At 56.0% G+C, this 22,573-nt stretch carries 32 protein-coding genes; 29 read left to right on the top strand and 3 right to left on the bottom strand.

Going from position 1 to position 22,573, the window contains the following annotated elements; all coding sequences use genetic code 11:
* The 23 genes from A7P99_RS05520 to A7P99_RS05630 all read left to right on the top strand — a co-directional run bounded on the left by A7P99_RS05520 (window position 1) and on the right by A7P99_RS05630 (window position 15,785).
* Window positions 1-399 carry a DUF4054 domain-containing protein gene (locus A7P99_RS05520; RefSeq protein WP_067528129.1) on the top strand — a complete coding sequence of 133 codons (399 nt, stop codon included), beginning with the start codon at window positions 1-3 and terminating at the stop codon, window positions 397-399.
* Window positions 383-910 (top strand): hypothetical protein, encoded by a 528-nt coding sequence (locus A7P99_RS05525; protein WP_067528128.1) that lies wholly within the window; start codon window positions 383-385, stop codon window positions 908-910. The genes A7P99_RS05520 and A7P99_RS05525 overlap by 17 nt, the downstream gene beginning before the upstream one ends.
* Window positions 907-1,287 carry a hypothetical protein gene (locus A7P99_RS05530; protein WP_067686840.1) on the top strand — a complete coding sequence of 127 codons (381 nt, stop codon included), beginning with the start codon at window positions 907-909 and terminating at the stop codon, window positions 1,285-1,287. Before A7P99_RS05525 ends, A7P99_RS05530 begins: the two co-directional genes overlap by 4 nt.
* A complete protein-coding gene (locus tag A7P99_RS05535; protein WP_067686843.1) occupies window positions 1,272-1,751 on the top strand; it encodes a hypothetical protein in 480 nt (159 codons plus the stop codon). Before A7P99_RS05530 ends, A7P99_RS05535 begins: the two co-directional genes overlap by 16 nt.
* An 11-nt stretch (window positions 1,752-1,762) precedes the next feature.
* On the top strand, window positions 1,763-3,238 hold the full coding sequence (locus tag A7P99_RS05540) for a DUF3383 domain-containing protein (RefSeq protein ID WP_067686845.1): 1,476 nt from the start codon (window positions 1,763-1,765) through the stop codon (window positions 3,236-3,238).
* A gap of 115 nt (window positions 3,239-3,353) precedes the next feature.
* Window positions 3,354-3,716, top strand: coding sequence for a hypothetical protein (locus tag A7P99_RS05545; protein WP_067449049.1), 363 nt, complete (start codon window positions 3,354-3,356; stop codon window positions 3,714-3,716).
* A gap of 19 nt (window positions 3,717-3,735) precedes the next feature.
* Window positions 3,736-4,044, top strand: coding sequence for a hypothetical protein (locus A7P99_RS05550; protein ID WP_067449047.1), 309 nt, complete (start codon window positions 3,736-3,738; stop codon window positions 4,042-4,044).
* Between the two features lie 56 nt (window positions 4,045-4,100).
* Complete coding sequence (locus tag A7P99_RS05555; RefSeq protein ID WP_064103116.1) at window positions 4,101-4,541, top strand: hypothetical protein; 441 nt, start codon at window positions 4,101-4,103, stop codon at window positions 4,539-4,541.
* 1 nt (window position 4,542) lies between these two features.
* Window positions 4,543-4,989, top strand: a complete 447-nt coding sequence (locus A7P99_RS05560; protein ID WP_067528122.1) for a hypothetical protein — start codon at window positions 4,543-4,545, stop codon at window positions 4,987-4,989.
* A 173-nt stretch (window positions 4,990-5,162) separates the two neighbouring features.
* Window positions 5,163-7,841, top strand: a complete 2,679-nt coding sequence (locus A7P99_RS05565; RefSeq protein WP_067686848.1) for a hypothetical protein — start codon at window positions 5,163-5,165, stop codon at window positions 7,839-7,841.
* 12 nt (window positions 7,842-7,853) lie between these two features.
* Complete coding sequence (locus tag A7P99_RS05570) at window positions 7,854-8,513, top strand: phage baseplate protein (RefSeq protein ID WP_067449041.1); 660 nt, start codon at window positions 7,854-7,856, stop codon at window positions 8,511-8,513.
* Between the two features lie 38 nt (window positions 8,514-8,551).
* Complete coding sequence (locus A7P99_RS05575; protein ID WP_231866520.1) at window positions 8,552-8,806, top strand: hypothetical protein; 255 nt, start codon at window positions 8,552-8,554, stop codon at window positions 8,804-8,806.
* Window positions 8,796-9,680, top strand: coding sequence for a hypothetical protein (locus tag A7P99_RS05580; protein WP_067686851.1), 885 nt, complete (start codon window positions 8,796-8,798; stop codon window positions 9,678-9,680). The genes A7P99_RS05575 and A7P99_RS05580 overlap by 11 nt, the downstream gene beginning before the upstream one ends.
* Complete coding sequence (locus tag A7P99_RS05585; RefSeq protein WP_067686854.1) at window positions 9,661-10,365, top strand: Gp138 family membrane-puncturing spike protein; 705 nt, start codon at window positions 9,661-9,663, stop codon at window positions 10,363-10,365. Before A7P99_RS05580 ends, A7P99_RS05585 begins: the two co-directional genes overlap by 20 nt.
* Window positions 10,362-10,712, top strand: coding sequence for a hypothetical protein (locus A7P99_RS05590; protein ID WP_067686857.1), 351 nt, complete (start codon window positions 10,362-10,364; stop codon window positions 10,710-10,712). The genes A7P99_RS05585 and A7P99_RS05590 overlap by 4 nt, the downstream gene beginning before the upstream one ends.
* Window positions 10,709-11,887, top strand: coding sequence for a baseplate J/gp47 family protein (locus A7P99_RS05595; protein WP_067686860.1), 1,179 nt, complete (start codon window positions 10,709-10,711; stop codon window positions 11,885-11,887). Before A7P99_RS05590 ends, A7P99_RS05595 begins: the two co-directional genes overlap by 4 nt.
* On the top strand, window positions 11,884-12,516 hold the full coding sequence (locus tag A7P99_RS05600; protein ID WP_067686863.1) for a DUF2612 domain-containing protein: 633 nt from the start codon (window positions 11,884-11,886) through the stop codon (window positions 12,514-12,516). The genes A7P99_RS05595 and A7P99_RS05600 overlap by 4 nt, the downstream gene beginning before the upstream one ends.
* Window positions 12,517-12,519: 3 nt before the next feature.
* Entirely contained in the window at window positions 12,520-13,611 is a 1,092-nt protein-coding gene (locus tag A7P99_RS10230; protein ID WP_082881541.1) for a phage tail protein, read from the top strand.
* 49 nt (window positions 13,612-13,660) lie between these two features.
* The gene (locus tag A7P99_RS05610; protein ID WP_067449253.1) at window positions 13,661-14,365 is read left to right on the top strand and encodes a hypothetical protein; all 705 of its coding nucleotides are present in this window, start codon (window positions 13,661-13,663) and stop codon (window positions 14,363-14,365) included.
* A complete protein-coding gene (locus tag A7P99_RS05615) occupies window positions 14,362-14,604 on the top strand; it encodes a hypothetical protein (protein WP_067686866.1) in 243 nt (80 codons plus the stop codon). Before A7P99_RS05610 ends, A7P99_RS05615 begins: the two co-directional genes overlap by 4 nt.
* Window positions 14,601-14,990 carry a hypothetical protein gene (locus tag A7P99_RS05620; RefSeq protein ID WP_067445020.1) on the top strand — a complete coding sequence of 130 codons (390 nt, stop codon included), beginning with the start codon at window positions 14,601-14,603 and terminating at the stop codon, window positions 14,988-14,990. The genes A7P99_RS05615 and A7P99_RS05620 overlap by 4 nt, the downstream gene beginning before the upstream one ends.
* Complete coding sequence (locus tag A7P99_RS05625) at window positions 14,978-15,256, top strand: hypothetical protein (RefSeq protein WP_067686869.1); 279 nt, start codon at window positions 14,978-14,980, stop codon at window positions 15,254-15,256. Before A7P99_RS05620 ends, A7P99_RS05625 begins: the two co-directional genes overlap by 13 nt.
* Before the next feature lie 28 nt (window positions 15,257-15,284).
* Window positions 15,285-15,785, top strand: a complete 501-nt coding sequence (locus tag A7P99_RS05630; RefSeq protein WP_067686872.1) for a TIGR02594 family protein — start codon at window positions 15,285-15,287, stop codon at window positions 15,783-15,785.
* Between the two features lie 247 nt (window positions 15,786-16,032).
* On the opposite strand, the gene A7P99_RS10445 is transcribed toward A7P99_RS05630, so the two are convergent.
* A complete protein-coding gene (locus tag A7P99_RS10445) occupies window positions 16,033-16,806 on the bottom strand; it encodes a KilA-N domain-containing protein (RefSeq protein ID WP_067686875.1) in 774 nt (257 codons plus the stop codon).
* A 252-nt stretch (window positions 16,807-17,058) separates the two neighbouring features.
* On the opposite strand from A7P99_RS10445, the gene A7P99_RS05640 reads away from it, so the two are divergent.
* Together A7P99_RS05640 and A7P99_RS10065 are read left to right on the top strand one after the other, a co-directional pair.
* Entirely contained in the window at window positions 17,059-17,400 is a 342-nt protein-coding gene (locus tag A7P99_RS05640; protein WP_067686878.1) for a hypothetical protein, read from the top strand.
* Window positions 17,401-17,935: 535 nt separating this feature from the next.
* On the top strand, window positions 17,936-18,088 hold the full coding sequence (locus tag A7P99_RS10065; RefSeq protein ID WP_153705623.1) for a hypothetical protein: 153 nt from the start codon (window positions 17,936-17,938) through the stop codon (window positions 18,086-18,088).
* Between the two features lie 58 nt (window positions 18,089-18,146).
* Here the strand turns inward: A7P99_RS10065 and A7P99_RS05645 are convergent, their stop codons facing one another.
* Window positions 18,147-18,827: a hypothetical protein gene (locus A7P99_RS05645; RefSeq protein ID WP_082880681.1), complete on the bottom strand. Its 681-nt coding sequence runs from the start codon at window positions 18,825-18,827 to the stop codon at window positions 18,147-18,149.
* A 267-nt stretch (window positions 18,828-19,094) separates the two neighbouring features.
* Window positions 19,095-19,439 (bottom strand): cupin domain-containing protein, encoded by a 345-nt coding sequence (locus tag A7P99_RS05650; RefSeq protein ID WP_067441515.1) that lies wholly within the window; start codon window positions 19,437-19,439, stop codon window positions 19,095-19,097.
* Window positions 19,440-19,694: 255 nt separating this feature from the next.
* Here A7P99_RS05650 and A7P99_RS05655 point away from each other — a divergent pair, with 255 nt between their 5' ends.
* The 4 genes from A7P99_RS05655 to pyrF all read left to right on the top strand — a co-directional run bounded on the left by A7P99_RS05655 (window position 19,695) and on the right by pyrF (window position 22,552).
* Entirely contained in the window at window positions 19,695-20,024 is a 330-nt protein-coding gene (locus A7P99_RS05655) for a lipopolysaccharide assembly LapA domain-containing protein (RefSeq protein WP_067447835.1), read from the top strand.
* Between the two features lie 4 nt (window positions 20,025-20,028).
* The gene (lapB, locus tag A7P99_RS05660; RefSeq protein ID WP_067447833.1) at window positions 20,029-21,207 is read left to right on the top strand and encodes a lipopolysaccharide assembly protein LapB; all 1,179 of its coding nucleotides are present in this window, start codon (window positions 20,029-20,031) and stop codon (window positions 21,205-21,207) included.
* An 18-nt stretch (window positions 21,208-21,225) separates the two neighbouring features.
* Entirely contained in the window at window positions 21,226-21,732 is a 507-nt protein-coding gene (locus A7P99_RS05665; protein ID WP_082880680.1) for a DUF4375 domain-containing protein, read from the top strand.
* Window positions 21,733-21,814: 82 nt separating this feature from the next.
* Window positions 21,815-22,552 carry an orotidine-5'-phosphate decarboxylase gene (gene pyrF, locus A7P99_RS05670; protein ID WP_067447831.1) on the top strand — a complete coding sequence of 246 codons (738 nt, stop codon included), beginning with the start codon at window positions 21,815-21,817 and terminating at the stop codon, window positions 22,550-22,552.
* Window positions 22,553-22,573 lie beyond the last annotated feature (21 nt).

The following is a 22,573-nucleotide window of genomic DNA, read 5'->3' on the forward strand; positions in this document are numbered from 1 at the left end:
ATGCCCGCCGTCGTCTTTGACAAAGCGCGTTTTCAGGCGGCCTATCCCGAAGTGCAGGCAAGCGATGCCCAGTTCGCTATGTGGTTCACGCAGGCCGAAAGCCTGCTGGACAACACCGACCATAGCATTGTGAAAAAGCTGGAAGAGCGCGAAATGCTGCTGTTCCTGCTGGTTCGCCACTTCGCCGCCTTGGCTGAACGTGCCGCGCAGGGCGGCTTGGTGGGGCGCATTGCTTCGGCCACCGAAGGCAGCGTCTCCGTGAGCGCGGATATGGGCGCGGTGGGCAGCAATGCCGCCTGGTATCTGCAAACGCCCTATGGCGCGACCTACTGGCAGCTTACCGCCAAATACCGCCGCTTCCGCTATGTATTGGGAGGTTGCCATGCGCGGCGGCGATAAATTCCGGCGCGTACTGGCCGAAATGGTTGCGCAGACAAAAACGGCCAAGGTGCGCGTCGGAATCATCGAGCAGGCAACCTACGACGGCTCGGACGGCGAAAGCGTGGCGCAAGTGGCCTTCTGGAATGAATACGGCACGGCAAGAACCCCCGCGCGGCCTTTCTTCCGCAATACTATTGCAGAAAGAAAAACAGAGTGGGCAAGACTGGCTGGAAAGTTCATGCAGGCCAACGGCGGCGATGTGCGGCAGTCTCTTTCGGAGTTGGGTGAAATTGCGGTTGGGGATATAAAAGAAACCATTACTAACGGTAATTTTGCGCCCAACTCCGAAGTAACCAAACTGCTGAAATATCGTTTCCCAACCAGCCCTGCGCGCGTAACCGCCACAGCGTATTACAAAGCCGTTCGGGATGTGCAACAAGGCAAGACCGTTGTCAGCAACCACGATAAGCCGCTGCAATGGTCGACAACCATGCGCGATTCAATCAAATACGAGGTAACGGACGAATGAACCTGAGAGCCATCGCTAACGCCGCCACAGTGTCGGTCAATCCGAACCTGCCCGCCATATTGAAACTCAACGGCGGCTACACCACCGATGCCACAGGGAAACGCAAATCAGGCTACAGCGAGCATCCTGTAACCGTGCAGACCCAAACCCTCAGCACGCAGGATTTGGCCTTGTTTGAAGGCTTGGCGCAGCAAGGAACGTTGATTTATGCCTATGTAACCGGCCAGTTCCACGGACTGAGGCGGCAAAATGCCAAAGGGGCGGATAAATTGGTGTTCGCGGCCTATGGCGAAACAGAAACGACGGAATGGCTGGTGAAACAGGTGGTGGAAAGCTGGCCGGATTGGTGCAAGGTGCTGTTATGGCGGCAACATTAGACGATATTTACACCGAAGTCCGGGCAATGCTGCTCGGGCTTTTCTCATGCGAAGTAGTGCGCGGCTACAGCAACAACGTGCCGTTGCCCAAGCCGCCGTTCGTGGTGATGAACATCCTAAACGAAACCGCCGCCGCCACGAATGAACATGCCTACGCCGTGGCGGATGAAACCGCCGCCGTCTCGCGCCAGTCGGAAATACAGATGCAGCTTGATTTCTATGGCACACAAGCGGGGCAGATGGCGCAGAAAACCGTTTTGCTTTGGCGCGATTTCTATGCCTGCGAACGGCTGAAATCCTGCCAGCCGCTGTATGCCGACACCGCCCGCTTCATGCCGCTTACCAATGAAGAGAGCGAATACGAAGAGCGCTGGATGACTACCGTGCATCTGGCCTACGCGCCGCAGACCGAACATCAACGGAAGTTTGTAAATGCCTTTGATTTAACCCTGACTCAACCGTAAAGGATATATCCATGTTCCAATCTATTCCCGCGTCAAAAATCGTCAGTGTGAACCCCGCCGTACTTAGTTCGGGCGGATCTCCCCTGTCGATGAATGCCGTCTTTTTGAGCAAAAACGAAAACCTGCCCACCGGCAGACACACCGCCTTCCCCGATGCTTCGGCAGTCGGCGAGTTTTTCGGCTTGGCCAGTGAAGAGTTTAAAGCCGCGCAAGTGTACTTTAAAGGCTTCGACAACTCGCACATCAAGCCCGGCACGCTGTATTTCTACCCCTACAACGTAGGGAAAGAGGCTGCCTATCTGCGCGGTGCAAGTGTAAAAAGCATGAGCCTTGCCGCATTGAAGAAACTTTCAGGCAACCTGAAGGTAAACATCGACGGCAGCGACAAAACCGGTGACAACATCAGTTTGGCCGCTGCCACCAGTTTCAGTGATGCCGCTGCCAAAATCGGTACTGCTATCAGTGCCACCGTGCAGTTTGACGAGCAGTTACAGGCGTTTGAAATCGTGTCCGCCACCCAAGGCAAGGCTTCCGAAATCGGTTTTGCCACCGGCACACTGGCTGAAGCCCTGAATCTGACCAAAGCCAAAGGCGCGGTGATTTCCAAAGGCAACGATGGCGATAGTGCGGAAACCGTGATGGAGGGTGTAGTTCAATCCACTTTGAATTTTGCCACCTTCACCACCGTGTTTGAGCCTGAACTGGCCGACAAGCTGGCCTTGGCCAAATGGAGCAACGCGCAGAACAACCGCTTCCTCTACGCCGCCTGGGGTAAAGAAGCCGCCGCGTTGCAAACTGGCAATACAACCTGTCTCAGCGCGCAACTGAAAGCCGCTGCCTACGATGGAACAGCCCCGATTTACGGCGGGCTGGACAAGGCTGCCTTCCTGTGTGGCGCGATTGCCTCCATCGACTTCACCGAAACACAAGGCCGCATCACCCTAGCCTTTAAGAACCAGTCTGGCTTGAGCGTGGACGTAGACAACGCCACCGATGCCGACAACTTGAAAGAAAACGGCTACAACTATTACGGCGCATGGGCAACCGCCAACGACCGCTTCACTTTCCTTTATCCCGGCCAGATGCCCGGCAAGTGGAAATGGATTGATGCCTATGCGAACCAAATCCGCCTCAACAGCCAGTTGCAGCTTGCCCTGATGACCTTGCTTACCTCGGCCAAGGCCGTGCCGTACAACGCCGTCGGTATCGCCCTGCAACGTGCTGCCTGCCAAGACCCGATTAACGAGGCCTTAAACTTTGGCAGCATCCAGCCCGGCGTACCGTTGAGCGAACAGCAACGCGCCCTCATCAACAACGAAGCGCATGTAGATGCCGCAGCGAAGATTGAAAGTACCGGCTACTTCCTGCTGATTCAGAACGCTTCGGCGCAGACACGCGGCAACCGCCAGTCTATGCCGATGAAGCTGTGGTACACCGACGGCGGCAGTGTGCACAACATCAACCTCGGCTCTATTAACGTCCAGTAACGGGCAAACCACATTCAGGCTACCTGAAACTATTTTCAGGTAGCCTGATTTATTCCTGCAATCAGGCAGATTTTTGTGCCACAAGGCATTTAATTTTGATATAAGGAGGCTTATAATGTCTTTAACTATTGAGGAAAAACAGGTTTATGTAGAGTTTATTGAACAAGTGTATAGCCATTCACTTCATGTTCGAGAAAGTGATATTACCCCGGCTGTGGCAGAGGTTTGTGACCAGATGATGTTGCAAATCCGCGAATGCTCACGAAAATTCATGGCAGCACATGCGGTATTTTCCATTTTTTACGGTGGGCCTATTTTGACGGCTAAACAATTTATTACAGCTTTCGGAAAAGGCGCCGTACTTAATGTTAAAAAATGGCTGGATACTATTCGTGGCCATCGGATTTACCGCGTTTGTATCGTTAATACCGCCCGTAACAACCGCACCAATCTGGAGTTTGCATTACGGGGTCTTTAATGCAAATGGAGGAGTTTCAATGTGGGACGTCATCCTAACTATTCTATCGCCGTTTGCACAGTATATTGATTCACGCAAGGTTCGCCTGTATACCTACCATATTCCTGCCACTGCCGTTATCCTGTTCGGATGGTCTGCCGGCGACTGGCAGGGTATGCTTCAGGTATGGTGGATTGTGTCTATATTACTGCTGTTGTGGGGATGGATGGCCTACGATCTGTTCCATTTGAGACAGGAGCAACCAGAAAGCCAAGTGACGCGATTGTGTTTGTGGTTATTACCGGCCACTTGGTTATTGAAGACCATCATTAGCTTTTGGGCTGCCTAATAAAGCAGCCTTTCCCACGCCCGCATCTGCGGGCTTTTTTATTGGAGAACCCAAAGATGCAAACCGTATCAGACCGCACCCTAACCGCCGCCAACAGCATTTTGCTGATGCGCGTGAAGGGCTTTAACGACAACTTCGTACAGATTGAAGGCTACGCCGCCGACAACGCCTTCGACTTTGGCCAAGGCAAAATCGGCGAAACCATGATGGGCGTAGACGGCCAGCAATCCGGCGGCTTTACCCCGCACGAAGTGGACTTCAACATCCAGCTTGCCCCTACCAGCAAATCGCGCGACTACCTCGACCAGCTCACTAATGCCATCCTGCAACGGCAGGAAACGTTCATGGTGGAGTTTTCGGTAGAGATTTCATCAGTGAAGCGCCGCTACACCGCCACCGGCTTCTTGGTGGAAATCCCCGGTGGTACCACGGCTAAGAAAACGCTGGAAGCCGTAACCTACAGCTTCCGCATCGTGGTGAAACCAGAGGAGATTTAAGATGGCTCTGAAAACCCGGCAAATCACCATTGAGAACGGGCGGGATAAAGGCCGCGTGTTCCTGATTACCGAAATGAGCGCCGCCCACGCCGACAACTGGGCGATGCGCGCCCTTTTGGCTTTGGCCAACAGTGGCGTGGACTTGGGCAATATCAACCCCCAACAGGGCATGGTGGGGATGGTTGGGGCAACGCTGGGGGCATTGGGCAAAGTCAAGCCGGAAGACGCCATCCCGCTCTTGAACGAGCTTTTGGACTGCGTGCAAATCATCCCCGAAGGCGGCCAGCCGCGCCCGCTGAATATGGATTTCAACGACGTGGAAGACTTCACGACTCTGTGGCGTTTGCGGAAGGAGGTGTTCGCATTGCATACCGATTTTTTGCAACACGCCTTTGGCCTGACCTCGGTATCGGGCGGGGAAGAAGCGGAGGGCAGCAAGGCTACCTGAACCTGACCCAAACCATCGGCGCCCTTGTTTCTTCCCGCATCTGTACCCTGCACGAGTTGCAAACCGTGTATGGTCTGGAAGACGCCTTTAACCTGCTCGAAATCGTCAATACCGATGCCTTCAACAAGGCACAACAGGCTACCTGAAATCAGGTAGCTTTTTTAGGAATAGCTATGGCAACAGTAATTGATACCCTGTTCATGGAGTTGGGCATTGATTCGTCCAAATTCAGTCGGGAAGCCAAGCAGGCGGTCTCCAAACTGGATGACATGACCGAGGCGTTCGAGAAGGCGGAAGCAAAAACCGGCAAATCCGGCAAAGGGCTGGACAAACACGCCGAAAAGGTTAAACAGAACGTCAAGCAGGCCAAAAACCTGACAGAGGCACTAGGAAAGGTGGCAAAAGGCGCTGCCGCTCTCTTTGCCCTCGTTACTGGCTCAAACGCGCTGGATAAGCTGATTCGGGAAACCACCGAAGCCAACATACAGCTAGACAACCTCTCGCGCAATATCGGCATGAGCCGTAACCAGCTCCAAGCATGGGGCGGTATGGCCGAAATGGCGGGCGGTCAGGCTGATGCAATGAAAGGCAGCTTGGCCGGGCTGAGCATGAGCATCACCCGCCTCACTACCATGGGCGACACCTCCATGGTGCCGTTCTTCAATGCCTTTGGTGTCGCCTTGCTTAATGCCGACGGCAAAGCGCGCAACCTCGACAGCATCATGCTGGATTTGGCCGACCGCTTTTCCAAGATGGACAGGGTGCAGGCCTACAATCTGGCTAAAAGCATGGGTTTGGACGACGGCACCATCAACACCCTGCTGCTCGGACGTGCCGAAATGGAAAAGATGCTGGCCTTGCAAGACCGGCTCTACCGCTCCGGCGAGAAAGAAATTGCCGTCAGCCGCGAACTGACCCGCTCCCGCGCCTATCTCAACCAGCAATGGGATGCGCTGAAAAACATGATTGCCAATGCGCTTGCCCCGCATTTGCTGCGGCTGGTGAAGCTGGTCAGCAGCTTTGCCGACTACCTGATGCGCAACGAAAATACCATGAAGCACGTTTTTGAGGGCTTGGCTTTTGTATTGGGCATGGTACTGATTCCGGTATTGTGGTCGGCAGTAACGGCGCTGTATGCCTTTATTGCTCCGTTCGCACTGGCTGCTACCGCTGTGGCTGCTTTGGGTGCCGCGTTTGTGCTGCTCTATGACGACTACAAAACTTGGGCGGAGGGCGGAAAGAGCCTGTTCAACTGGGGCGCGTTTACCGGCTACATCAGAACCTCCAAGGTATCAGTGGACAGCCTTACTAAAGGTTTTACCTACCTACTCACCGGCTACACAAGCTGGGCAGAAGCTGGGAAAGGTTTGTTCGATTGGCTGAGGTTGAAAGGGTTTATTGACGAAAACGGGGTATCAGTAAAAAGCCTCGCTACCGGTTTTCATAATTTGTATTTGGAAATCAAAACTTATTTAATGCCCTATTTCGAGGCGCTGGGCGACCTCTTCGCTAGCATCATGAGAGGCGACTGGGAAAGCGCCAAGAATGCCGCCGGGCGGGTGCTGAGGGAGGCCGGCAAAGTCATAACTGACACCGTTAGCTTCGGTGTAGAGCGAGCGGCTGGTGCGCTTGACTATGTAACAGGCCGCGCCCCCGGCGCGCCCGGCTCGGCTCAGGCGGCAGCAAGAAGCCTTGGTTCAGGGGAGCGTGTCGCCAAACAGATGTTTTCCCCTGGCGGTACGATTTACTTCGGCGACAGTATCGCTCACGGCTACCGCAGCGCGGTAAACGGTACAGGGTCAACCAGAGTGGGTGCTAATCCGCAGCAGGTATTAGGCTTCATCAACGGCTATTCCGGCAACCTGCAAGGCCAAACCGTGATTCTGTCATCCGGTATGAGCAACAACCCGAACGACGCCGACAGCATCCGTGCTCAAATCCGCGCATTGCATGCCAGAGGGGCGAACGTGCGGCTGCTTGGGGTATCCAACACCTACAATCGAAACGGCCAAACCGGCGCGAAAATGAACGCCCTGCTGGGGCAAATCGCCCGCGAGGAACATGCCACTTTCCAAGGCGGCTTCCAAGCAGGCAGGGATAACATCCATCCTGCCAGCTACAGCTCGCAGCCGTGGTTGGGCGGCGGTTCACGGCAAAACTCCGCAATGGCAGAAACGCTCGCCATGATTAGGAAGCATGAAGGTTTCTCCAGCCGCACCTATTGGGACGTAAACGCTTACCGCTTAGGCTATGGCACGGATACCATCACCGACCGCAACGGCAATGTTCGCAGAGTGAGACAGGGCGATACTGTTACCCGCGAGGATGCGGAGCGCGATTTGGCACGCAGGGCGCAACTTTTCAGAAATGCAGCACGTCAGAAAATCGGTGCGGCGGAATTTGACCGCCTGCCGGCCAAAACACAGGCCGCCATTACTTCGGTTGCCTACAATTACGGCAGCTTGGATAAATTGCCGTCTTTGGTAAACGCCGCTCGCAGTGGCAACATCAATGCCATTTCCCAAGCAATTGCTTCCCGCCAAGGCGACAACCGGGGCGTGAACAGAAGAAGGCGGCTGGATGAGGCCGCCGCAGTATTGTCTGACCTGAACAGCCGACCCGTAGGCGGGCAAGCCGTTGCCGCCGGTGCCGCCCGTGGCACACAATCCCTGCAACAAGGGGCTGTCGCCCGCCAGCAGGCACAGCAGATTACCAACAACAGCAACATGCAGTTCGCCATCAACGGCGGCATCCATGTGCAGTCTTCAGCCAGTACCATAGACGGCACAATGGCGGATGCCTCTGCCGCCGCCCGTAACAGGCTGGTACAGATTATGCCGGCGATGGTGTGAGAAAGGTTTGTTATGGCTTGGAACTCAATCGGCATTCCAAATGTTCCCAAGTTGCCGAGAAACGCAGGCGGCGCGCTGATTAAGTTCGGCGGCGCCGCTTTAATTCAGGCCATCTTTGGCAACTATTGGGGCATTTTCGGACAAAACGGCATTCCGCTGCTGTTGTCAGACAACGTAATGTCAGTTAAGCATCAAAACACTTCCAAAGTGTCCAATGCGCCTATTGAACGCGGTTCGTTCGCCAGCTACAACAAAGTTGGCGTTCCGTTCACGGTAACGGTGCAGATGAGCAAGGGCAGCGGCGGAGTGTTCGAGCGCGGCGCATTTCTCGGTTTGTTGGATACGCTGGCCAACAGCACTGATTTGTTCTTAGTTATCACGCCGGAAGCGGTGTACCCGAACATGGCGATTACCGGCTACGACTACGCCCGCGAAGCTTCAGACGGGGCGCGGCTGTTGAAGGTTAATATCCATTTGGCCGAAGTACGGCAGGTGGAAGTGAAATACACCAAAACTAAGCCGGACGGCGCACAGGCACAGGCAGACGGAGGCAAGGTGCAGCCCAAGCCGATACAAAACAACGAATCCATAGCTTCAAAACTGTACGGAGCGGCCAGTGATGGGTTCGGGAAAATAACCGATACGTTCAGAAAGGGGTTCGGGTTGAAATGATTTACCAAATCCCCCTTAAACCTGTCCCGGTGCAGAAAGTGAGTGCCACATTGGGCTCTCAGGAAGTAACCATATCGCTGCTGCCGCGATTGGGCAGGCTGTATGCCACCGTGTCGGCAGCCGGGCGCGTGCTGATACGCGAACGGGTATGCCTGCACGGTATGCCGCTGGTTGGCGAGGCTTATCGCGGCTTTCGCGGCGAGCTTTATTTAGTCGATACCGCAGGCAGCCTAGACCCGCAATGGCAGGAACTGGGCAGCCGCTTTATTTTGGTGTACCGCAATGGGCATTAAAGAAAAAATCCTGCGCGTCAGCATCAAGCTGGGGCAGGAAAAAGACGTGTGGGACGCAAAAGGCAACGATACGCTGGTTGTCGAGGGTTTGCGCACTTCCTGCCAAATCAATTATGGCAACGGTGCAGTTATGCCCTCTGCCCGAATCAAGGTATACGGCCTGAAGCTGGACAGTATCATGAAGCTGTTGCGGGTGAAATGGAACACCGAACAGTCGATGATGAATTTGGTTCAGGTGGAGGCCGGCGAACAAGGCAACCTGAGCGTGGTCTATACAGGCAACATCACGTTTGCCTACCCCGAAATGGGTGGCGCGCCGGATATTTGCTTGGTTATCGAGAGCCATACCGCCGTTTTGTGGCAACTCAAGCCCGCCGAAGCGGTCAGCCACGAAGGCGAAACCGATGTGGCACAGGCGATCGAAGCTATCTGCAAACGCATGGGCAGGCGCTTTGAGAACAACGGCGTGCAGAAAAAAATCAGCAACCAGTATTTGGACAATACCGAACTGGACAAAATCCGACATATTGCCGCCAATGCCGATATAGATGTGTACATCGACAACGAAACAGTTGCTATCACCCCCAGGGGGCAGCCACGCATGATTGATGTGCCAATAGTCAGCCCGGCCACCGGCCTAATCGGCTACCCGATACCGGACTTGCAAGGCGTGAAGCTGCAATGCTTGTACGACAAAGCCCTGCGTTTCGGCGGACTGATTGAAATTTCAGGTAGCCTGATTGAGCAATGCAACGGCAGATGGCGTGTGTTCGGCCTGTCGCTGGACTTGGAAAGCCAAGTGCCGGGCGGCAAGTGGCTGGCCAACATCAAAGCCGCCAATGTGGAGGATACGAATGTCAAAGTCGCAACATAGCCGGGCGCAATACCGGCCAGAACAGTCACAAGGCGGCGCGGGCGAAATTGGCGCGATAGTGTCCGGTATCGTCTCACGCATCCAAACCGTAACACTGGTGCGCGTGGTTAAAACCAAAGCGGGCGGGCTTGCCCCTGTCGGGCTGGTGGACGTACAACCCTTGGTTGCCCAAATCAGCGGCGACGGCACGGTTACGCCGCACGGCATCATTTACAACGTGCCGTATTTCCGATTACAGGGCGGCGGCAACGCCGTGATTATCGACCCCGAGCCGGGCGACATTGGCATGTGCGGCTTTTGCAGCCGTGACATTTCGAGTGTTAAACAGAACAAAGCGCCGTCCGCCCCACAGAGCAGGCGGCGTTTCGATTATTCGGACGGCCTCTATTTCGGCGGCTTCCTGAACGGTACGCCAGAGCAGTACATCATGTTCTTCAAAGGCGGTATTAAGTTGTTCTCCCCCGGCGACATCGAAATGGAAGGCAAGAATATCGTACTGAAGGCGCAAAACGGCGTGAGCAGCACCTCGCAAACTTTTCAAGCCAACACCCAAACCACGGCGCAATTCACGGGCGGTGGCGGGATTTCTGCCGACGGCGATGTGAAGGCCAAAGACATCAGCCTACTGCATCACGTCCATGGAGATGTGCAGCCAGGCAGCGGCAACACGGGAGAACCGCAATGAACACCCTCTATCTTGACCCGCAAAGTTGGGATTTGGCCTTGGATGTGGCAGGCAATATTGCGCTGGCGAAAGATCCATACGCCAAGGCGCAGGATGTGGCCTCTGCCGCCCGCCTGTTCGTCGGGGAGCTGTATTACGACACAGAAAAGGGTGTCCCCTATTTTGAAGAAACACTGGGCAAAAAGCAGTCGTTCGCGCTGTACCGGCATCGGTTGGTACAGGCTGCCTTGTCCGTCCCCGGCGTGGTGGCGGCAGACGTGGCCGCCGAATTGCGCGACGGGCGTGTGCTTTCAGGTAGCCTAAAATTTACCGATGATGCCAAGAAACAATATGAGGTAATGCTATGAACAGTAATGTTCCACCAGTGCGCTTCACACCGCAGGGCTTGCAGATTCCGACTGAAACCGAAGTGCTGAACGGCGTGCTTGCCGATTTCAATGATGCCTTCGGTGGCGGCCTGAACCTGAATTTGGAAACGCCGCAGGGGCAGCTTGCCTCTTCTCTAGCCGCCGTGATTGCCGACAAAAACAACCTGATTGCCGAACTGGTCAATCAAATCCACCCAGAATATGCCGAAGGCGTGATGCAGGATGCCATCGCGCAAATCTACTTTTTGCAACGCAAGCCAGCCACCGATTCGGTGGTGGTGTGCGAGTTTATCGGCCTGCCCGGCACACAGATTCCGCAGGGATTCATCGTGCAGGATGAGGCAGGCAACCAATGGGCTTTGCAGCAGGAAATCGGCATTCCCATCAGCGGGAAAGTCAGCGGCACGCTCATTGCTGCCGGGCAGATTGAAGCACCCGCCCACAGCGTAAATATTATTTATCAAGCCTTGGTGGGGCTGGATAGGGTGGATAACCCGCACCCCGCCGTTCCCGGACGGGCGGAAGAGAGCCGCGCCGAATTTGCCGAACGCAGGCGGCGCAGCGTGGCCATCAATGCCCACGGAACGCCGCAGGCAGTGTATGCCAACGTGTTTGCGTTGGACGGTGTGCGTGATGTGTACGTCATTGACAACCCGAAAGGCCAAAGCGTACAGGCCGGCGCGACCAACTACACGCTCAAGCCGCACAGTATCTATGTGGCAGCGGTGGGTGGTGATGATACGGCGGTAGCTGAAGCTGTATTACGCTACGCGGGCAGCGGCTGCGATTTCAATGGCAACACCGAAATCACAGTGTACGACCACAACTACAACGACCCGAAGCCTGCCTATCAGGTAGCCTTTATGCGCCCGAACGAACTGCCGGTGCATTTCCGTATCAAAATTGAGCGCGGCGCATTTGTTGGTGCGGAAACGGCCATCAAACAAGCCGTCATTGCCACCTTCAAGGGGCGCATCGGTGCAAATCTATATGCCATTGGCTACGTTGCTCCAGTGGTAAAAGCTGTGCCGCAGGTGCATGTGTTGGATGTGGAAATCGGTTTGTCGGCAGGTAGTATGGGCAATTCCGTAACAGTAGGTATCGACCAAACGCCCGTTGTTCGCGCCGAAAATATCGAAGTGGTGAGCGTATGATAACCGTGGGCGAAACCTTAATCAGCCAATATGCCAACAGCCCAGTCATCTGCCGCCTGATACGGCGGTTTGACGACTGCCTAGACCCGCGCACAGACAAACAGCGGTTTTACGATACCGTGTGGAACGTGTCCACCGCACAAGGTTTTGGGTTGGATATTTGGGGGGCGATTGTTGGTATTGAGAGAGAAATCATGATTAGCGCGCAAGACGAATACATCGGCTTTGCGCAGGGCTTTACTCCGTTTGGCAGCGGTGTGTGGAGCACTGGTGAAGGCCTGGAGCGACGCTACCGTTTGGACGACGACACCTACCGCCGCGTGATTATGCTCAAAGCCATGAGTAACATCATTCACGCCACCGCCCCACACATCAACCGCCTGCTGCGTGAGATGTTCGGTACACGCGGGCGCGCGTATTTTGTGAAAAACGGCACGATGGCCGCGCGTTATGTGTTTGAGTTCTACCTTCTGCCCGTGGAACGCGCCATTATCCGCCAAAGTGACTTATTGCCGCGCCCCAGCGGCGTATTGCTGGATTTTTACGAGCCGGAGGCAGACAAAACCTTCGGCTATATTGAAGCCAACCTGGCACCCTTCGGCGAGGGTGCTTTTTTTATGGGAGTTTAAACCATGCCACAGCCAAAACTGCTCTCCAAACCTTGGGCGGCGGACGGTCTGAAAAACAGTATCCCCGTCACCCGCAACGGCTCTCTAGCGCAGGAGGCCGCCACCTATGCCGAGGGTTTCCCAAACATCACGATGACCCCGATTTCAGTCGGCGGCAAACCGCCCAGCGGCAAAGACATGAACGGCATATTGCACGAAATCAGCGCGCACACCGTTTGGCAAAACCAAGGCGGGCGCTACCGCTTTGACCAAGCCTTTTGCGATGCCATCGGTGGCTATCCCAAAGGCGCAGTGCTCATCAATGATGCATCAGACACCGAATACATCAGCCTAGTGGATGCCAACACCCACAACCCGAACAGTGGCAACAACACAGGGAAATGGGCGGTACATGCGGGCAAAGGACTGAAAGCCAGCACTACACAGGCCGGCATTGTACAGCTCTCATCTGCCACCAACAGCGACCGCGAAGATATGGCCGCCACGCCTAAAGCAGTTAAGGCGGCATACGACAAGGCGGTAGAAGCTGTCGCAAACGATTTGCCCAGCGGCGCCGTGATGTATTTCGCCGGCCAAACCGCACCGGCAGGCTGGCTCAAAGCCGACGGTGCCGCCGTATCCCGCACCACTTATGCCGCGCTGTTTGCCGCCATCGGTACTACCTACGGCGCCGGCGACGGGCGCAACACCTTCAACCTGCCAGACCTGCGCGCCGAATTTGTGCGCGGCTGGGACGATGGGCGCGGCGTGGACAGCGGGCGTGCCTTCGGTTCGGCACAGGGGCATGCCGTTGCCAATCACTACCACCCAACAGGGGTATTTTGGTCGGACAACGATGATTTAACCATGCCGCGCGAAACCGAATACGGTAACAAAACCTCAATGCAGGCCGGCGACCCGGCTGCCGTTGTATTGGGCGCAAGTCAAGGCGGTGCCAATCAGAAGAACTATCACTTGGATGCCAATTTGGCCAACAACAAAGGCAGTGGCAACAACTGGACGCTGACCACCCACACCGACCATATGACTGTTGCTCAAGGCGGCGGCGAGACTCGCCCGCGCAACATCGCACTGCTCGCCTGCATCAAGATTTAAGGCACGGTCTGGGCACTGCGGGCGGCACCGCCTGAAAACGGAGGATGAAATGTCCGAACAGGATAAATACCAAATCATTGCCGATTTTTTACGGCAGGTCGGTTTCCGGCGCGGCGTACTGCTATTTCTCGCCGGCATCCCGGCACTGGTGTTGTGGAAAACCGACCCCATCGCGCTGGTCGACCGTTTCAGCCGGGCCAATGCGGAAACGGCAATCGAAGGGGTGCACAAAGAAGGGTCGGCTGCGCCCTACCTGCAATCCCCGCACGGCTTTGTGGAAAACAAAGAAGCCGAAAGCGCGGCGGATGGCGTGGCGATGGCGGACCTGCAGGCCGTTTTGGGCTACAAATTCGTACCGAGCAGCAACCCCTACGAATATCAGGGGCGGCTGTTGGTATTTGCCAAAACCAAGCAGGACGAACAGCGCATGGTGTCGGAAATCGGGCTGTCGTGGCTGCCGATTTTAAGCGGCAAGTCCACGGTGGAGAAAATCCTAGCCGGGCAGAGTGGCGTGTCGGCGTGGCAGCCGGAGAAGCAGGGCTTTTACTTTGCCGACGGCACGGCGGACGAAACGCCGAGCCTGAATACCGACCTGCTGGCACACGGCTACGGCGTGCGGCGGGTATACCGCTACCCCGTTAAAAAAGGCGGGCGCGTGGCAGGCTATCTGGCCGTGTATGCGGAAAAGGAATTGGACGCGGCAACGCGCGCGCAGTTGGAAACCGCCGCCGCGAGATTGGGAGCGTATCTATGAGGGGCTTACTGACCGGATACGGCGGCGGTACCGCCAGCCTGTCCAAAGTCGTGATGCTCAGCGGGCATGTGGTGTGCAGCGCGGTGATCGGCTGGCAGGCATATAAAGGCAGCCTGCACTTCGATTTCTACCTGGCCTACATCTGCGCCTGCTACGGCGCGAACAGCACCAACAAGGCCATCAGCATCCTCGGCCGGCGGCCGGCGGCCTCTCGGGACGAACAAGGAGGGGCATCATGAAGCCGAGACTGCCCAAACACTGCACCGCCGCCATCGTGATTTGCGGGGCGCTGGCCGGCTTTACCGCCTATTCGTGGTACGGCTTTGCCGAAGCGCTGGCGGGCAAGAATGCCGAACTGGCGGCCTTGGCGGCCGAGCGGGACGAACTGCTGGAGATCATGGTGGCGCAGGACGGCCTGATACAGAGCCAAACCGCCGCACTGCAAAGCGCCAAGCTGGACAATGCCGGCAGCCGGGCGGAACTCCGTGCCCAGGCGCAAAAACTGGCACAGATGCGCGCCGAGCTGGCCGCCAAACATCCGGCCGCCGCCTTCAGGCCGCCTGAAAAAGTCGGACGCGAGACCGCTAACAACCTGAGAAGGATAAACAGACTATGGCAAAAATAATCCTGACCGCCGCACTGCTGGGCCTGGCGGCCTGCACCGGCCCCGCCCACTACCCGACCGTCTGCAGCAAACCGAAACCCAGCACCGCCGCCCCCCGGCTGCCGGCGGCGCAAATCAGGGCCGGTACCGGCCAAGACAAGGCCGTGGAACTGCTGACCCAATCCCTGCACACCGCCGCCGTGTACACCAAAAGGCTGGAAGAGTTTGCCGACAGCTGCCGCGCTAATCCCGCCTTCAAGGCACGCCGCCAGACGGCAGAATTTTAGGCTACCTGAAAACCAGAAAGGAAACGAAATGACAGAATTGCCGTGGATTGACGAAGCAAGAAAATACATTGGTATGCACGAACGGGATGCCCGCGGCTTAAAAACCATCCCTATGTGGGTGCGGGCTTTGAAAGGCTGGTGGAGCGATACCAAAACGCCGTGGTGCGGAACGTTTGTCGGCCACTGTCTGCAGGCAGCCGGCAGGGATATTGCAAAAGAATGGTATCGGGCGAAATCCTGGGCAAAAGGCGCAACCCGTTTGGCGAAGCCGGCCTACGGCTGCATCGTGGTATTCGAGCGGCAGGGCGGCGGGCATGTGGGCTTTGTGGTCGGTCAGGACAGGCAGGGCAACCTGATGGTATTGGGCGGCAACCAGGGCGACGCGGTCAATATCAAACCGTTTGCCAAGAGCCGCGTGATTGCCTACCTATGGCCGAACAAAGGCGGCAAACCCGCTTATCCCGCAGAAGGGCGCTATACGCTGCCGCTGCTCGCGAGCGACGGGAAGCTGAGCAGAAACGAGGCGTAACCATGGCCGGCAGGAACAAACTGCCCGAACAGGCGAAACCCCGCAAACAGGCGGGTTGGCGGGGTCTCTAATCATCAATCTCGGAGCGGCGGCATGGAGACTGACGACTACGCGAATCATAAACGATTTGCCCTCAGAAATCCAGGGGTAAGGCAAAGGGCACCGGTTGCCCGATGCCCTGTTGTCACTGTCTCAACCTAGCGGGAAACAGATTCCTACCGATATTGCTATCGGAAACAATAGTATCTTACACCTGATGCGCCAGACACGGAATCATGCCGTCTTCATACGGAGAGGTGATGTGGCTGACGAGATGGCGGTAGATTTTGCCGCCCTTCACCGTAACGGCGTAGTAGGCGTTGCGGTTCAGGTTGAACGGGATATTGGCCTGATTGGCAAACAGCTTCGGCACGGTTTCCAAATTCACGGTGTCGGCTTCGCTGTACTGTACGCCCTTCTCCACCGCCACGCGGCTCATCAGGCTCAACACTTCAAGGAACTGTTCGGGCGGCACGTCTTTGTAGCCGACTTTGAATTTGGATTTGATGCTGCTCCACAAGGTAATGGCCAGCTTGGCCTGATGCTCTCTCGGCACGGCGCCCACCAGCATACGGTGCAAGGCTTTGACTTGTTCCTGCTGCTCGTAGGTCAGGCCGGACGGTAGGGCTTTGCGGGGTGTCAGGCTACCTGAAAGAATCTGCTCAATCTGTTCGTCGCACCATACGGCAAATTTAGGGTCGAGCCAGCGGGCGAAGTGGACGGCCAGCTTTGGGTGTAGCCATGTGCCGCGATTGTTGCCACCGTGTTTGACAATAACCAGTTGATTTTTATCCAAGAGGATTTTTCTCCTCTTGCTCAAATTATCAGCAAGCTCAACTATATATTCTTGAGTTTGCTCGGTTTTTAGGTAGTCTTTCGGAAGCTTGCCAAAATGCGTAGCAACAGCCGTAGCATTCAGGTAGCCGTCTTGGCGGAAAGAAACGGGGATGTTGTTGAATTGAAAAGATTGAATTGCGTTCATTGCTGAACTCCTATGTAAATTGATTGGATTGCCACTTGATAGGTGGCGGGCTTCAATCACCGTACATAGTCGGCGGAGCGTATTCCCCTTTCGGGTATTGTATTCGGCTCTCTCGACCCGCCATTGAAGGCTACCTGAAAAATATCAGGCATAAAAAAGCCGCGCTGTCGGGGCGTTTGAACCGCTATGTAAAGTGATGCGGCCATAATACCCCAATCACCAGACTTTATGCAACATAAAGAAAGGAATCCTATGACATGGATATTGAAATACTGGAAACCACTTGCCCTTGCCGCGCTGTTGGCGGCGGTGGTAGGCGGGGAATATTGGTATGGCAGGCAACGCTACCAAGCGGGCTACGATGCGGCCACGGCAGCCATCAATGCCAAACTGGCCGAGCAAAAGCAGAAGCATCAAAAAACCGCCCATGCGGCAAGCGTGGAATATCAACAAGAGAAGTCCAAAGCGGACGAGAAAGTGAGGGTAAGGCGTGAAGTGGTACGGCAAATTATCGAGCGGCCTGTGTTTACTGGCGATTGCGTTGATGCTTCCGGGGTGCAAGTCCTCAACGCCGCCATTGCCGAGCGCCATTGAGCCGCCGGCCGATTTGGCTATGCCCTGCCCAAGGCTGCCCGAATTGTCGGGAACAACGGGCAAGGTAATACTGCCGTGGGCGCTGGAAGTGGTGCATCTGTATAACGACTGTGCGGCACGGCATGACGGGTTGATTAAGGCATGGCCTAATTAGACAACAGCCAGTACAAAGATGGCTAATAAAGAGTTTGGACAAAGTTTGCCAGCGTGTGGTTTAATACGGCCAAGGTATCCAAAGTTTTAGCAAGCGGTAAATTAGCTAAATCAATGGGTTATATAAAATTCTCGTGACTTGTAATCAGGGGGTCGCGAGTTCGATTCCTGCCGCCGGCACCAAATCCCAAACAGGCTACCTTTTCAGGTAGCCTGTTTTACTTACTGCCATACGTACACCCTTCAAACTCAATATCTCTCTCTGTGGGAGCTGCCGTCTGCCCACGCCGGCGATATTCCCAGCCCATGTATCGATACCGCCCTCCGGCAACATCCGTGTATTCACCTATTCAGACTATACCATGGCACCGAATGTGGATATGTGGGCGATCACGTTTCAAAAGGCAACGACTTCATCGTGGTAAACGACTTGGCCGACGGCTTGAGCATCCGCTTCTCTGATTTGGCTAAAACCGATTTAGCAGAAAAGCTGCTGAGCATCGTTGAAACACCAAGGCTACCTGAAACACCATAGCCAAACAAAGCAGGCACAATCGCAAAGTTGTGCCTGCTTGTTTATCCACCGCACCAAATTAACGGGCAGGAGAGCAATCCTTATACAGCATTTGGCCGTTGGGCGCGCTCACGATGATATCTTGGCTACGGTAGTTGGCCGAATCCATAGCATTGGTAGTCAGGCGGTAGCCGTTGGCGCTGAATACGGTGTCCACATTGTCGGAAGCCGACAGGTTATACGGCAAACGCAGATTGCGGTTGTTCACTCTCAGCTCGGCGCTAGTAGGCACGCCGGCGGAATTGAAGTGGTAATTCACATTCAAGCGGCGGCCCTGCTGGCAAACGTAGGCCACACTGCCGCTACGGGCTGCGGCGGGCGGCACTTGACGGGCAGGCTCGTTGTGGCGCGGATTACAGTCTTTATACAGGAATTCGCTGCGCGGCGAGAGGATGCTGATGCCTTCTTCACTGCGGTAGTTGCTGGCGGTAAGCACCGGGCCGGTCAGGTTGTAGCCGGCACGGTCTTTAAACGCTGTGCCCGTGCTGTCAGAGCGGCGCGCATCGAAAGCCATGTTGCGGTTGCTGCCGTTGAGGCGGGCGCGCGCAGACACGGGTTTACCACGGCTGTTGAACTGATAGCTCACATCCACCTGTTTGCCTTGTTGGCAGACATAAGACACAGTGCCGCCAGCAGCAAATGCCGGAGCAGCGATGCCCACGGCCAAAGCAGCTAATGCAGTAGATTGCCAAAACTTCATTTTCAAACTCCCTTCATGTTGGAATGTAATTGGCGTTCTCTAGGCGGATTGGCCTTTTACGCGGCCAAAACCCAATGCAGAACATTGGGTGCATTGTAACAAACCGTTTTCTTAATCTACTGTTAGCCCTAGGTTAAAATTTGTAGCGACTGTGTGGGTAAATCGTTTTTCAAGTAGCCCGGAATCAGGGGTAAAGGCTACCTGAAAAATAGCCATATCCAGCTGCTATTTCATTTTCAGGTAGCTTCAACACCCGAGGCACCAAGCTCAATCCACGTTCACCATCACCAGCTGCATCCGGCAAGCGCTCACTGCACTCAACGCATGGCGTTCGTTCGGGGCAAGATACACCACATCTCCCGCATGCAGGATTTCGTGGCGCGCGCCGATGGAGAAATCCATCTCGCCTTCCAGTAGGGTAACCACCACGGCCTTGGTAGAGGTGTGCTCGGTGAGCACTTGGCCGGCATCAAGCGTGAAAGCCACCACACGCAGCAAGTCGTTATTCAGCACAGTGCGTGAAGTGGTGGCCTGCTCGCTCACGGGCAGCGCCTGGTTCAGGCCGAGTTTGAATAGGGATTCAGATACAGAGGTAACAGCAGTTGCAGACATCAGATTGCTCCTTAATTTGTTTAACGAGTGGGAGAAAAATCCGGCCGGCAGGGTTTGATTGGATATTTTATTATTGTTGAAATGGTTAGCCGCTTAATGCAGGTTAGATGACAGCAAACTTACTTAAGATGAAACCATCATAACATATTTTCAGGTAGCCTTCCCACTGCCCGGCAGGCTACCTGAAACTCCTCAAATAGTTTACACTTCACCATTGATATCCATTCCCGCCCGCATGACGAAAGGCCTAGCTTCATGAAACTGTTTTCGCTCATCATCAAACTGCTGCTTTTAGCGGTTTTTATCGTTTTAGCCGCATTCAACACCCATCTCGTCAGCTTCAGCTACCTGCCCGGCAGCGAAATCAGCCTGCCGCTGATTCTGCTGCTCTTGGCGTTTTTCGTTATCGGCGCGGTGTTCGGCGTGTTTTCCATGTTTGGCCGCCTACTCTCCTTGCGCCATGAAAACAACCGCCTGCGCAACGAAGTGCGCAAAAACGCCCGGATCGCGCAGGAGCAGCTGCAAACGCCCGCGCCCGCCGATGCCACTCAGCCTGTGCCCAACGCCGCCCCGGTGAAGGAATAGGCGCATGGACGGCAATATTTGGTGGTGGCTCACCCCGATTATCCTGCTGCCCGTCTTCTTTGCCATGGGCTGGTTTGCCGCCCGGGTAGACATGAAAGCCGTGCTTAAGCAGGCCAAATCCGTGCCCACCGCGTTTTACGCCAGCCTGGATGCCCTGGTAGACCACAACCTCGGCAGCGCCGCCCGCCACCTGGCCGACATGACCGACCTGCTGCCCGCCGGCGACAACGCCTACGAGCTGCACCTCACCCTGGGCAAACTCTACCGCCAGCGCGGCGAAAACGACAAAGCCATCCGCATGCACCAAGCCCTGCTCGAAGCGCCCGAAACCGTGGGCGAAAAGCGCAACCAAGTGCTGTTTGAACTCGGGCAAGACTACCAAAGCGCCGGCTTGGTAGACCGCGCCGAGCAGATTTTCCTCGGCCTGCAGCAAGGCAATATGGCCGCCCAAGCCCGCCAAGTGCTGCTGAATATCTACCAGCAAGACCGCGACTGGGCCAAAGCCATCGACACTGCCCAGCTGCTCAGCCACGACGAACAAACCTACCGCTTCGAAATCGCCCAATTCTATTGTGAGCTGGCGCAAGCTGCCCTGTTCAAATCCGACTTCGAGCAAGCCCGTGCCAATATTGCCAAAGCACTGGACGCCAACCGCAAATGCGCCCGCGCCAACATGATTCTCGGCGACTTGGAGCAAAAGCTGGGCAACTACCCCGCCGCCGTAGCCGCCTACACCGCCATCGAAAAACAAAACCATGCCTACTTAAGCATGGTGGGCGAAAAACTGTATGACGCCTACGATGCCCAAGGCGAAGCCGCCGCCGGCCTCGCCGTGCTCACAGGCTACCTGAAAACCTTTCCCCAGCTCGATTTAATCAACGTAGTGTACGAAAAATCGCTGCTGCTCTACGGCGAAGAAAAAGCGGCCGAAACCGCCGTGGAACTCGTGCGCCAAAAGCCTGACCTCGGCGGCGTATACCGCCTGCTCGGTCTGCGCCTGAACAACCTCGATCCTGCCTGGAAGAGCGATGCTGACATGATGCGCGGCGTGATCGGGCGCACCCTGCAGAAAAACGTGATGTACCGCTGCCGCCACTGCCATTTCAAATCGCAAGTATTCTTCTGGCACTGTCCCGCCTGCAACAAATGGGAAACCTTCACCCCCAACAAAATCGAAGTTTAGCCCCGAACGGAAAACAAAATGCCCGATAACATGATGACCATCAACCAAATGTACCGCATGCTCAACGTGTGGACACACCGCATCCGCCACAGCGACCGTTTTATCGAACGCTACAGCGGTGCCCAACGCGCCCTGCTCGCCTACCTCAGCCTCGACCTTCTGATGGAAGACGACGGCTTCGTGGTGCTGATTGCCGATGGCCGGGGCGAACACGCCCTCGCCCCCGAAACCGCCGAATACCTGCGCCAATGGGGCGTTCGCGACACCCCCAACATCATCGATCGCGCCCACGCCCTTTACCAACAGCACGGCGCCACCATCCAAGCCGCCACCCCAAACAGCAGCATTGAAAAACTGCGCATACAATTCCCCCAGTTTGACGAGCTCGATGCCGACTACTGCCTCGTGTGTGAAGACGACTTCTGTACCGTCTGCTCCTACATCCGCCGTCACCCTGCAGAATTCGCCGAGCTCACTGCCGCTGCCGGCGAAAGCGGCAGTCCCATGCCCCCGCTTGACGCTTAATTAAAGGCTACCTGAAACCTATTCCTCAGCAACACGGCTTTCAGGTAGCCTTTTCCATTCCAACCCATCCGCCCCCATCCCCATGAACCCCCTTATCCTCGACCCCGCCCCGCCCGCCCGCCGCACCCCCGTTATCGTTGCCCTCGATTTTGCCAACGAAGCCGACACCCTCGCCTTCGTGCGCCGCTTAAGCCCCGATTTGTGCCGCCTCAAAATCGGTAAAGAGCTGTTTACCGCCACCGGCCGCCGTCTGGCCGAAGCCCTAATCAACCAAGGCTTCCAACTCTTCCTCGACCTCAAATACCACGACATCCCCAACACCGTGGCCGCCGCCTGCCGCGTGGCCGCCGACATGGGCGTGTGGATGGTGGATATGCACACATCAGGCGGCCGCCGCATGATGGAAGCCGCCACCGAAGCCGTGGCCAACCACCGCCAACGCCCCCTGCTCATCGGCGTCACCATCCTCACCAGCATGGAACAGGCAGACCTCAACGAACTCGGCCTCACTGCCCCCATTGCCGATTGGGCATCCCGCTGGGCCGCCCTGGCGCAGCAATCCGGCCTCGACGGCGTGGTCTGTTCCCCGCACGAAGCTGCCTCCCTGCGCCAGCAGCGCGGCAGCGAATTCGTGTTGGTTACTCCCGGCATCCGCCCCAACCCCGGTAGCAACCAAGACGACCAGCGCCGTATCATGCCCCCTGCCCAAGCCCTCGCCGACGGCAGCAGCTACCTTGTTATGGGCCGCCCCATCACCCAAGCGCCCGACCCCGCCGCCGTACTGGCCGAAATCAACCGCCTGGCCAACCCCGCCGACTAAGCAGCCAATAGCAATCAGGCT

This window comes from Eikenella sp. NML120348, assembly GCF_001648435.1.
Taxonomy (GTDB): domain Bacteria; phylum Pseudomonadota; class Gammaproteobacteria; order Burkholderiales; family Neisseriaceae; genus Eikenella; species Eikenella exigua.

Excerpts from the sequence above, each read along its gene's own strand:
- A7P99_RS05520 (WP_067528129.1), top strand. The coding sequence starts at position 1 with ATGCCCGCCGTCGTCTTTGACAAAGCGCGTTTTCAGGCGGCCTATCCC.
- A7P99_RS05525 (WP_067528128.1), top strand. The coding sequence starts at position 383 with ATGCGCGGCGGCGATAAATTCCGGCGCGTACTGGCCGAAATGGTTGCG.
- A7P99_RS05530 (WP_067686840.1), top strand. The coding sequence starts at position 907 with ATGAACCTGAGAGCCATCGCTAACGCCGCCACAGTGTCGGTCAATCCG.
- A7P99_RS05535 (WP_067686843.1), top strand. The coding sequence starts at position 1,272 with ATGGCGGCAACATTAGACGATATTTACACCGAAGTCCGGGCAATGCTG.
- A7P99_RS05540 (WP_067686845.1), top strand. The coding sequence starts at position 1,763 with ATGTTCCAATCTATTCCCGCGTCAAAAATCGTCAGTGTGAACCCCGCC.
- A7P99_RS05545 (WP_067449049.1), top strand. The coding sequence starts at position 3,354 with ATGTCTTTAACTATTGAGGAAAAACAGGTTTATGTAGAGTTTATTGAA.
- A7P99_RS05550 (WP_067449047.1), top strand. The coding sequence starts at position 3,736 with ATGTGGGACGTCATCCTAACTATTCTATCGCCGTTTGCACAGTATATT.
- A7P99_RS05555 (WP_064103116.1), top strand. The coding sequence starts at position 4,101 with ATGCAAACCGTATCAGACCGCACCCTAACCGCCGCCAACAGCATTTTG.
- A7P99_RS05560 (WP_067528122.1), top strand. The coding sequence starts at position 4,543 with ATGGCTCTGAAAACCCGGCAAATCACCATTGAGAACGGGCGGGATAAA.
- A7P99_RS05565 (WP_067686848.1), top strand. The coding sequence starts at position 5,163 with ATGGCAACAGTAATTGATACCCTGTTCATGGAGTTGGGCATTGATTCG.
- A7P99_RS05570 (WP_067449041.1), top strand. The coding sequence starts at position 7,854 with ATGGCTTGGAACTCAATCGGCATTCCAAATGTTCCCAAGTTGCCGAGA.
- A7P99_RS05580 (WP_067686851.1), top strand. The coding sequence starts at position 8,796 with ATGGGCATTAAAGAAAAAATCCTGCGCGTCAGCATCAAGCTGGGGCAG.
- A7P99_RS05585 (WP_067686854.1), top strand. The coding sequence starts at position 9,661 with ATGTCAAAGTCGCAACATAGCCGGGCGCAATACCGGCCAGAACAGTCA.
- A7P99_RS05590 (WP_067686857.1), top strand. The coding sequence starts at position 10,362 with ATGAACACCCTCTATCTTGACCCGCAAAGTTGGGATTTGGCCTTGGAT.
- A7P99_RS05595 (WP_067686860.1), top strand. The coding sequence starts at position 10,709 with ATGAACAGTAATGTTCCACCAGTGCGCTTCACACCGCAGGGCTTGCAG.
- A7P99_RS05600 (WP_067686863.1), top strand. The coding sequence starts at position 11,884 with ATGATAACCGTGGGCGAAACCTTAATCAGCCAATATGCCAACAGCCCA.
- A7P99_RS10230 (WP_082881541.1), top strand. The coding sequence starts at position 12,520 with ATGCCACAGCCAAAACTGCTCTCCAAACCTTGGGCGGCGGACGGTCTG.
- A7P99_RS05610 (WP_067449253.1), top strand. The coding sequence starts at position 13,661 with ATGTCCGAACAGGATAAATACCAAATCATTGCCGATTTTTTACGGCAG.
- A7P99_RS05615 (WP_067686866.1), top strand. The coding sequence starts at position 14,362 with ATGAGGGGCTTACTGACCGGATACGGCGGCGGTACCGCCAGCCTGTCC.
- A7P99_RS05620 (WP_067445020.1), top strand. The coding sequence starts at position 14,601 with ATGAAGCCGAGACTGCCCAAACACTGCACCGCCGCCATCGTGATTTGC.
- A7P99_RS05625 (WP_067686869.1), top strand. The coding sequence starts at position 14,978 with ATGGCAAAAATAATCCTGACCGCCGCACTGCTGGGCCTGGCGGCCTGC.
- A7P99_RS05630 (WP_067686872.1), top strand. The coding sequence starts at position 15,285 with ATGACAGAATTGCCGTGGATTGACGAAGCAAGAAAATACATTGGTATG.
- A7P99_RS10445 (WP_067686875.1), bottom strand. The coding sequence starts at position 16,806 with ATGAACGCAATTCAATCTTTTCAATTCAACAACATCCCCGTTTCTTTC.
- A7P99_RS05640 (WP_067686878.1), top strand. The coding sequence starts at position 17,059 with ATGACATGGATATTGAAATACTGGAAACCACTTGCCCTTGCCGCGCTG.
- A7P99_RS05645 (WP_082880681.1), bottom strand. The coding sequence starts at position 18,827 with ATGAAGTTTTGGCAATCTACTGCATTAGCTGCTTTGGCCGTGGGCATC.
- A7P99_RS05650 (WP_067441515.1), bottom strand. The coding sequence starts at position 19,439 with ATGTCTGCAACTGCTGTTACCTCTGTATCTGAATCCCTATTCAAACTC.
- A7P99_RS05655 (WP_067447835.1), top strand. The coding sequence starts at position 19,695 with ATGAAACTGTTTTCGCTCATCATCAAACTGCTGCTTTTAGCGGTTTTT.
- lapB (WP_067447833.1), top strand. The coding sequence starts at position 20,029 with ATGGACGGCAATATTTGGTGGTGGCTCACCCCGATTATCCTGCTGCCC.
- A7P99_RS05665 (WP_082880680.1), top strand. The coding sequence starts at position 21,226 with ATGCCCGATAACATGATGACCATCAACCAAATGTACCGCATGCTCAAC.
- pyrF (WP_067447831.1), top strand. The coding sequence starts at position 21,815 with ATGAACCCCCTTATCCTCGACCCCGCCCCGCCCGCCCGCCGCACCCCC.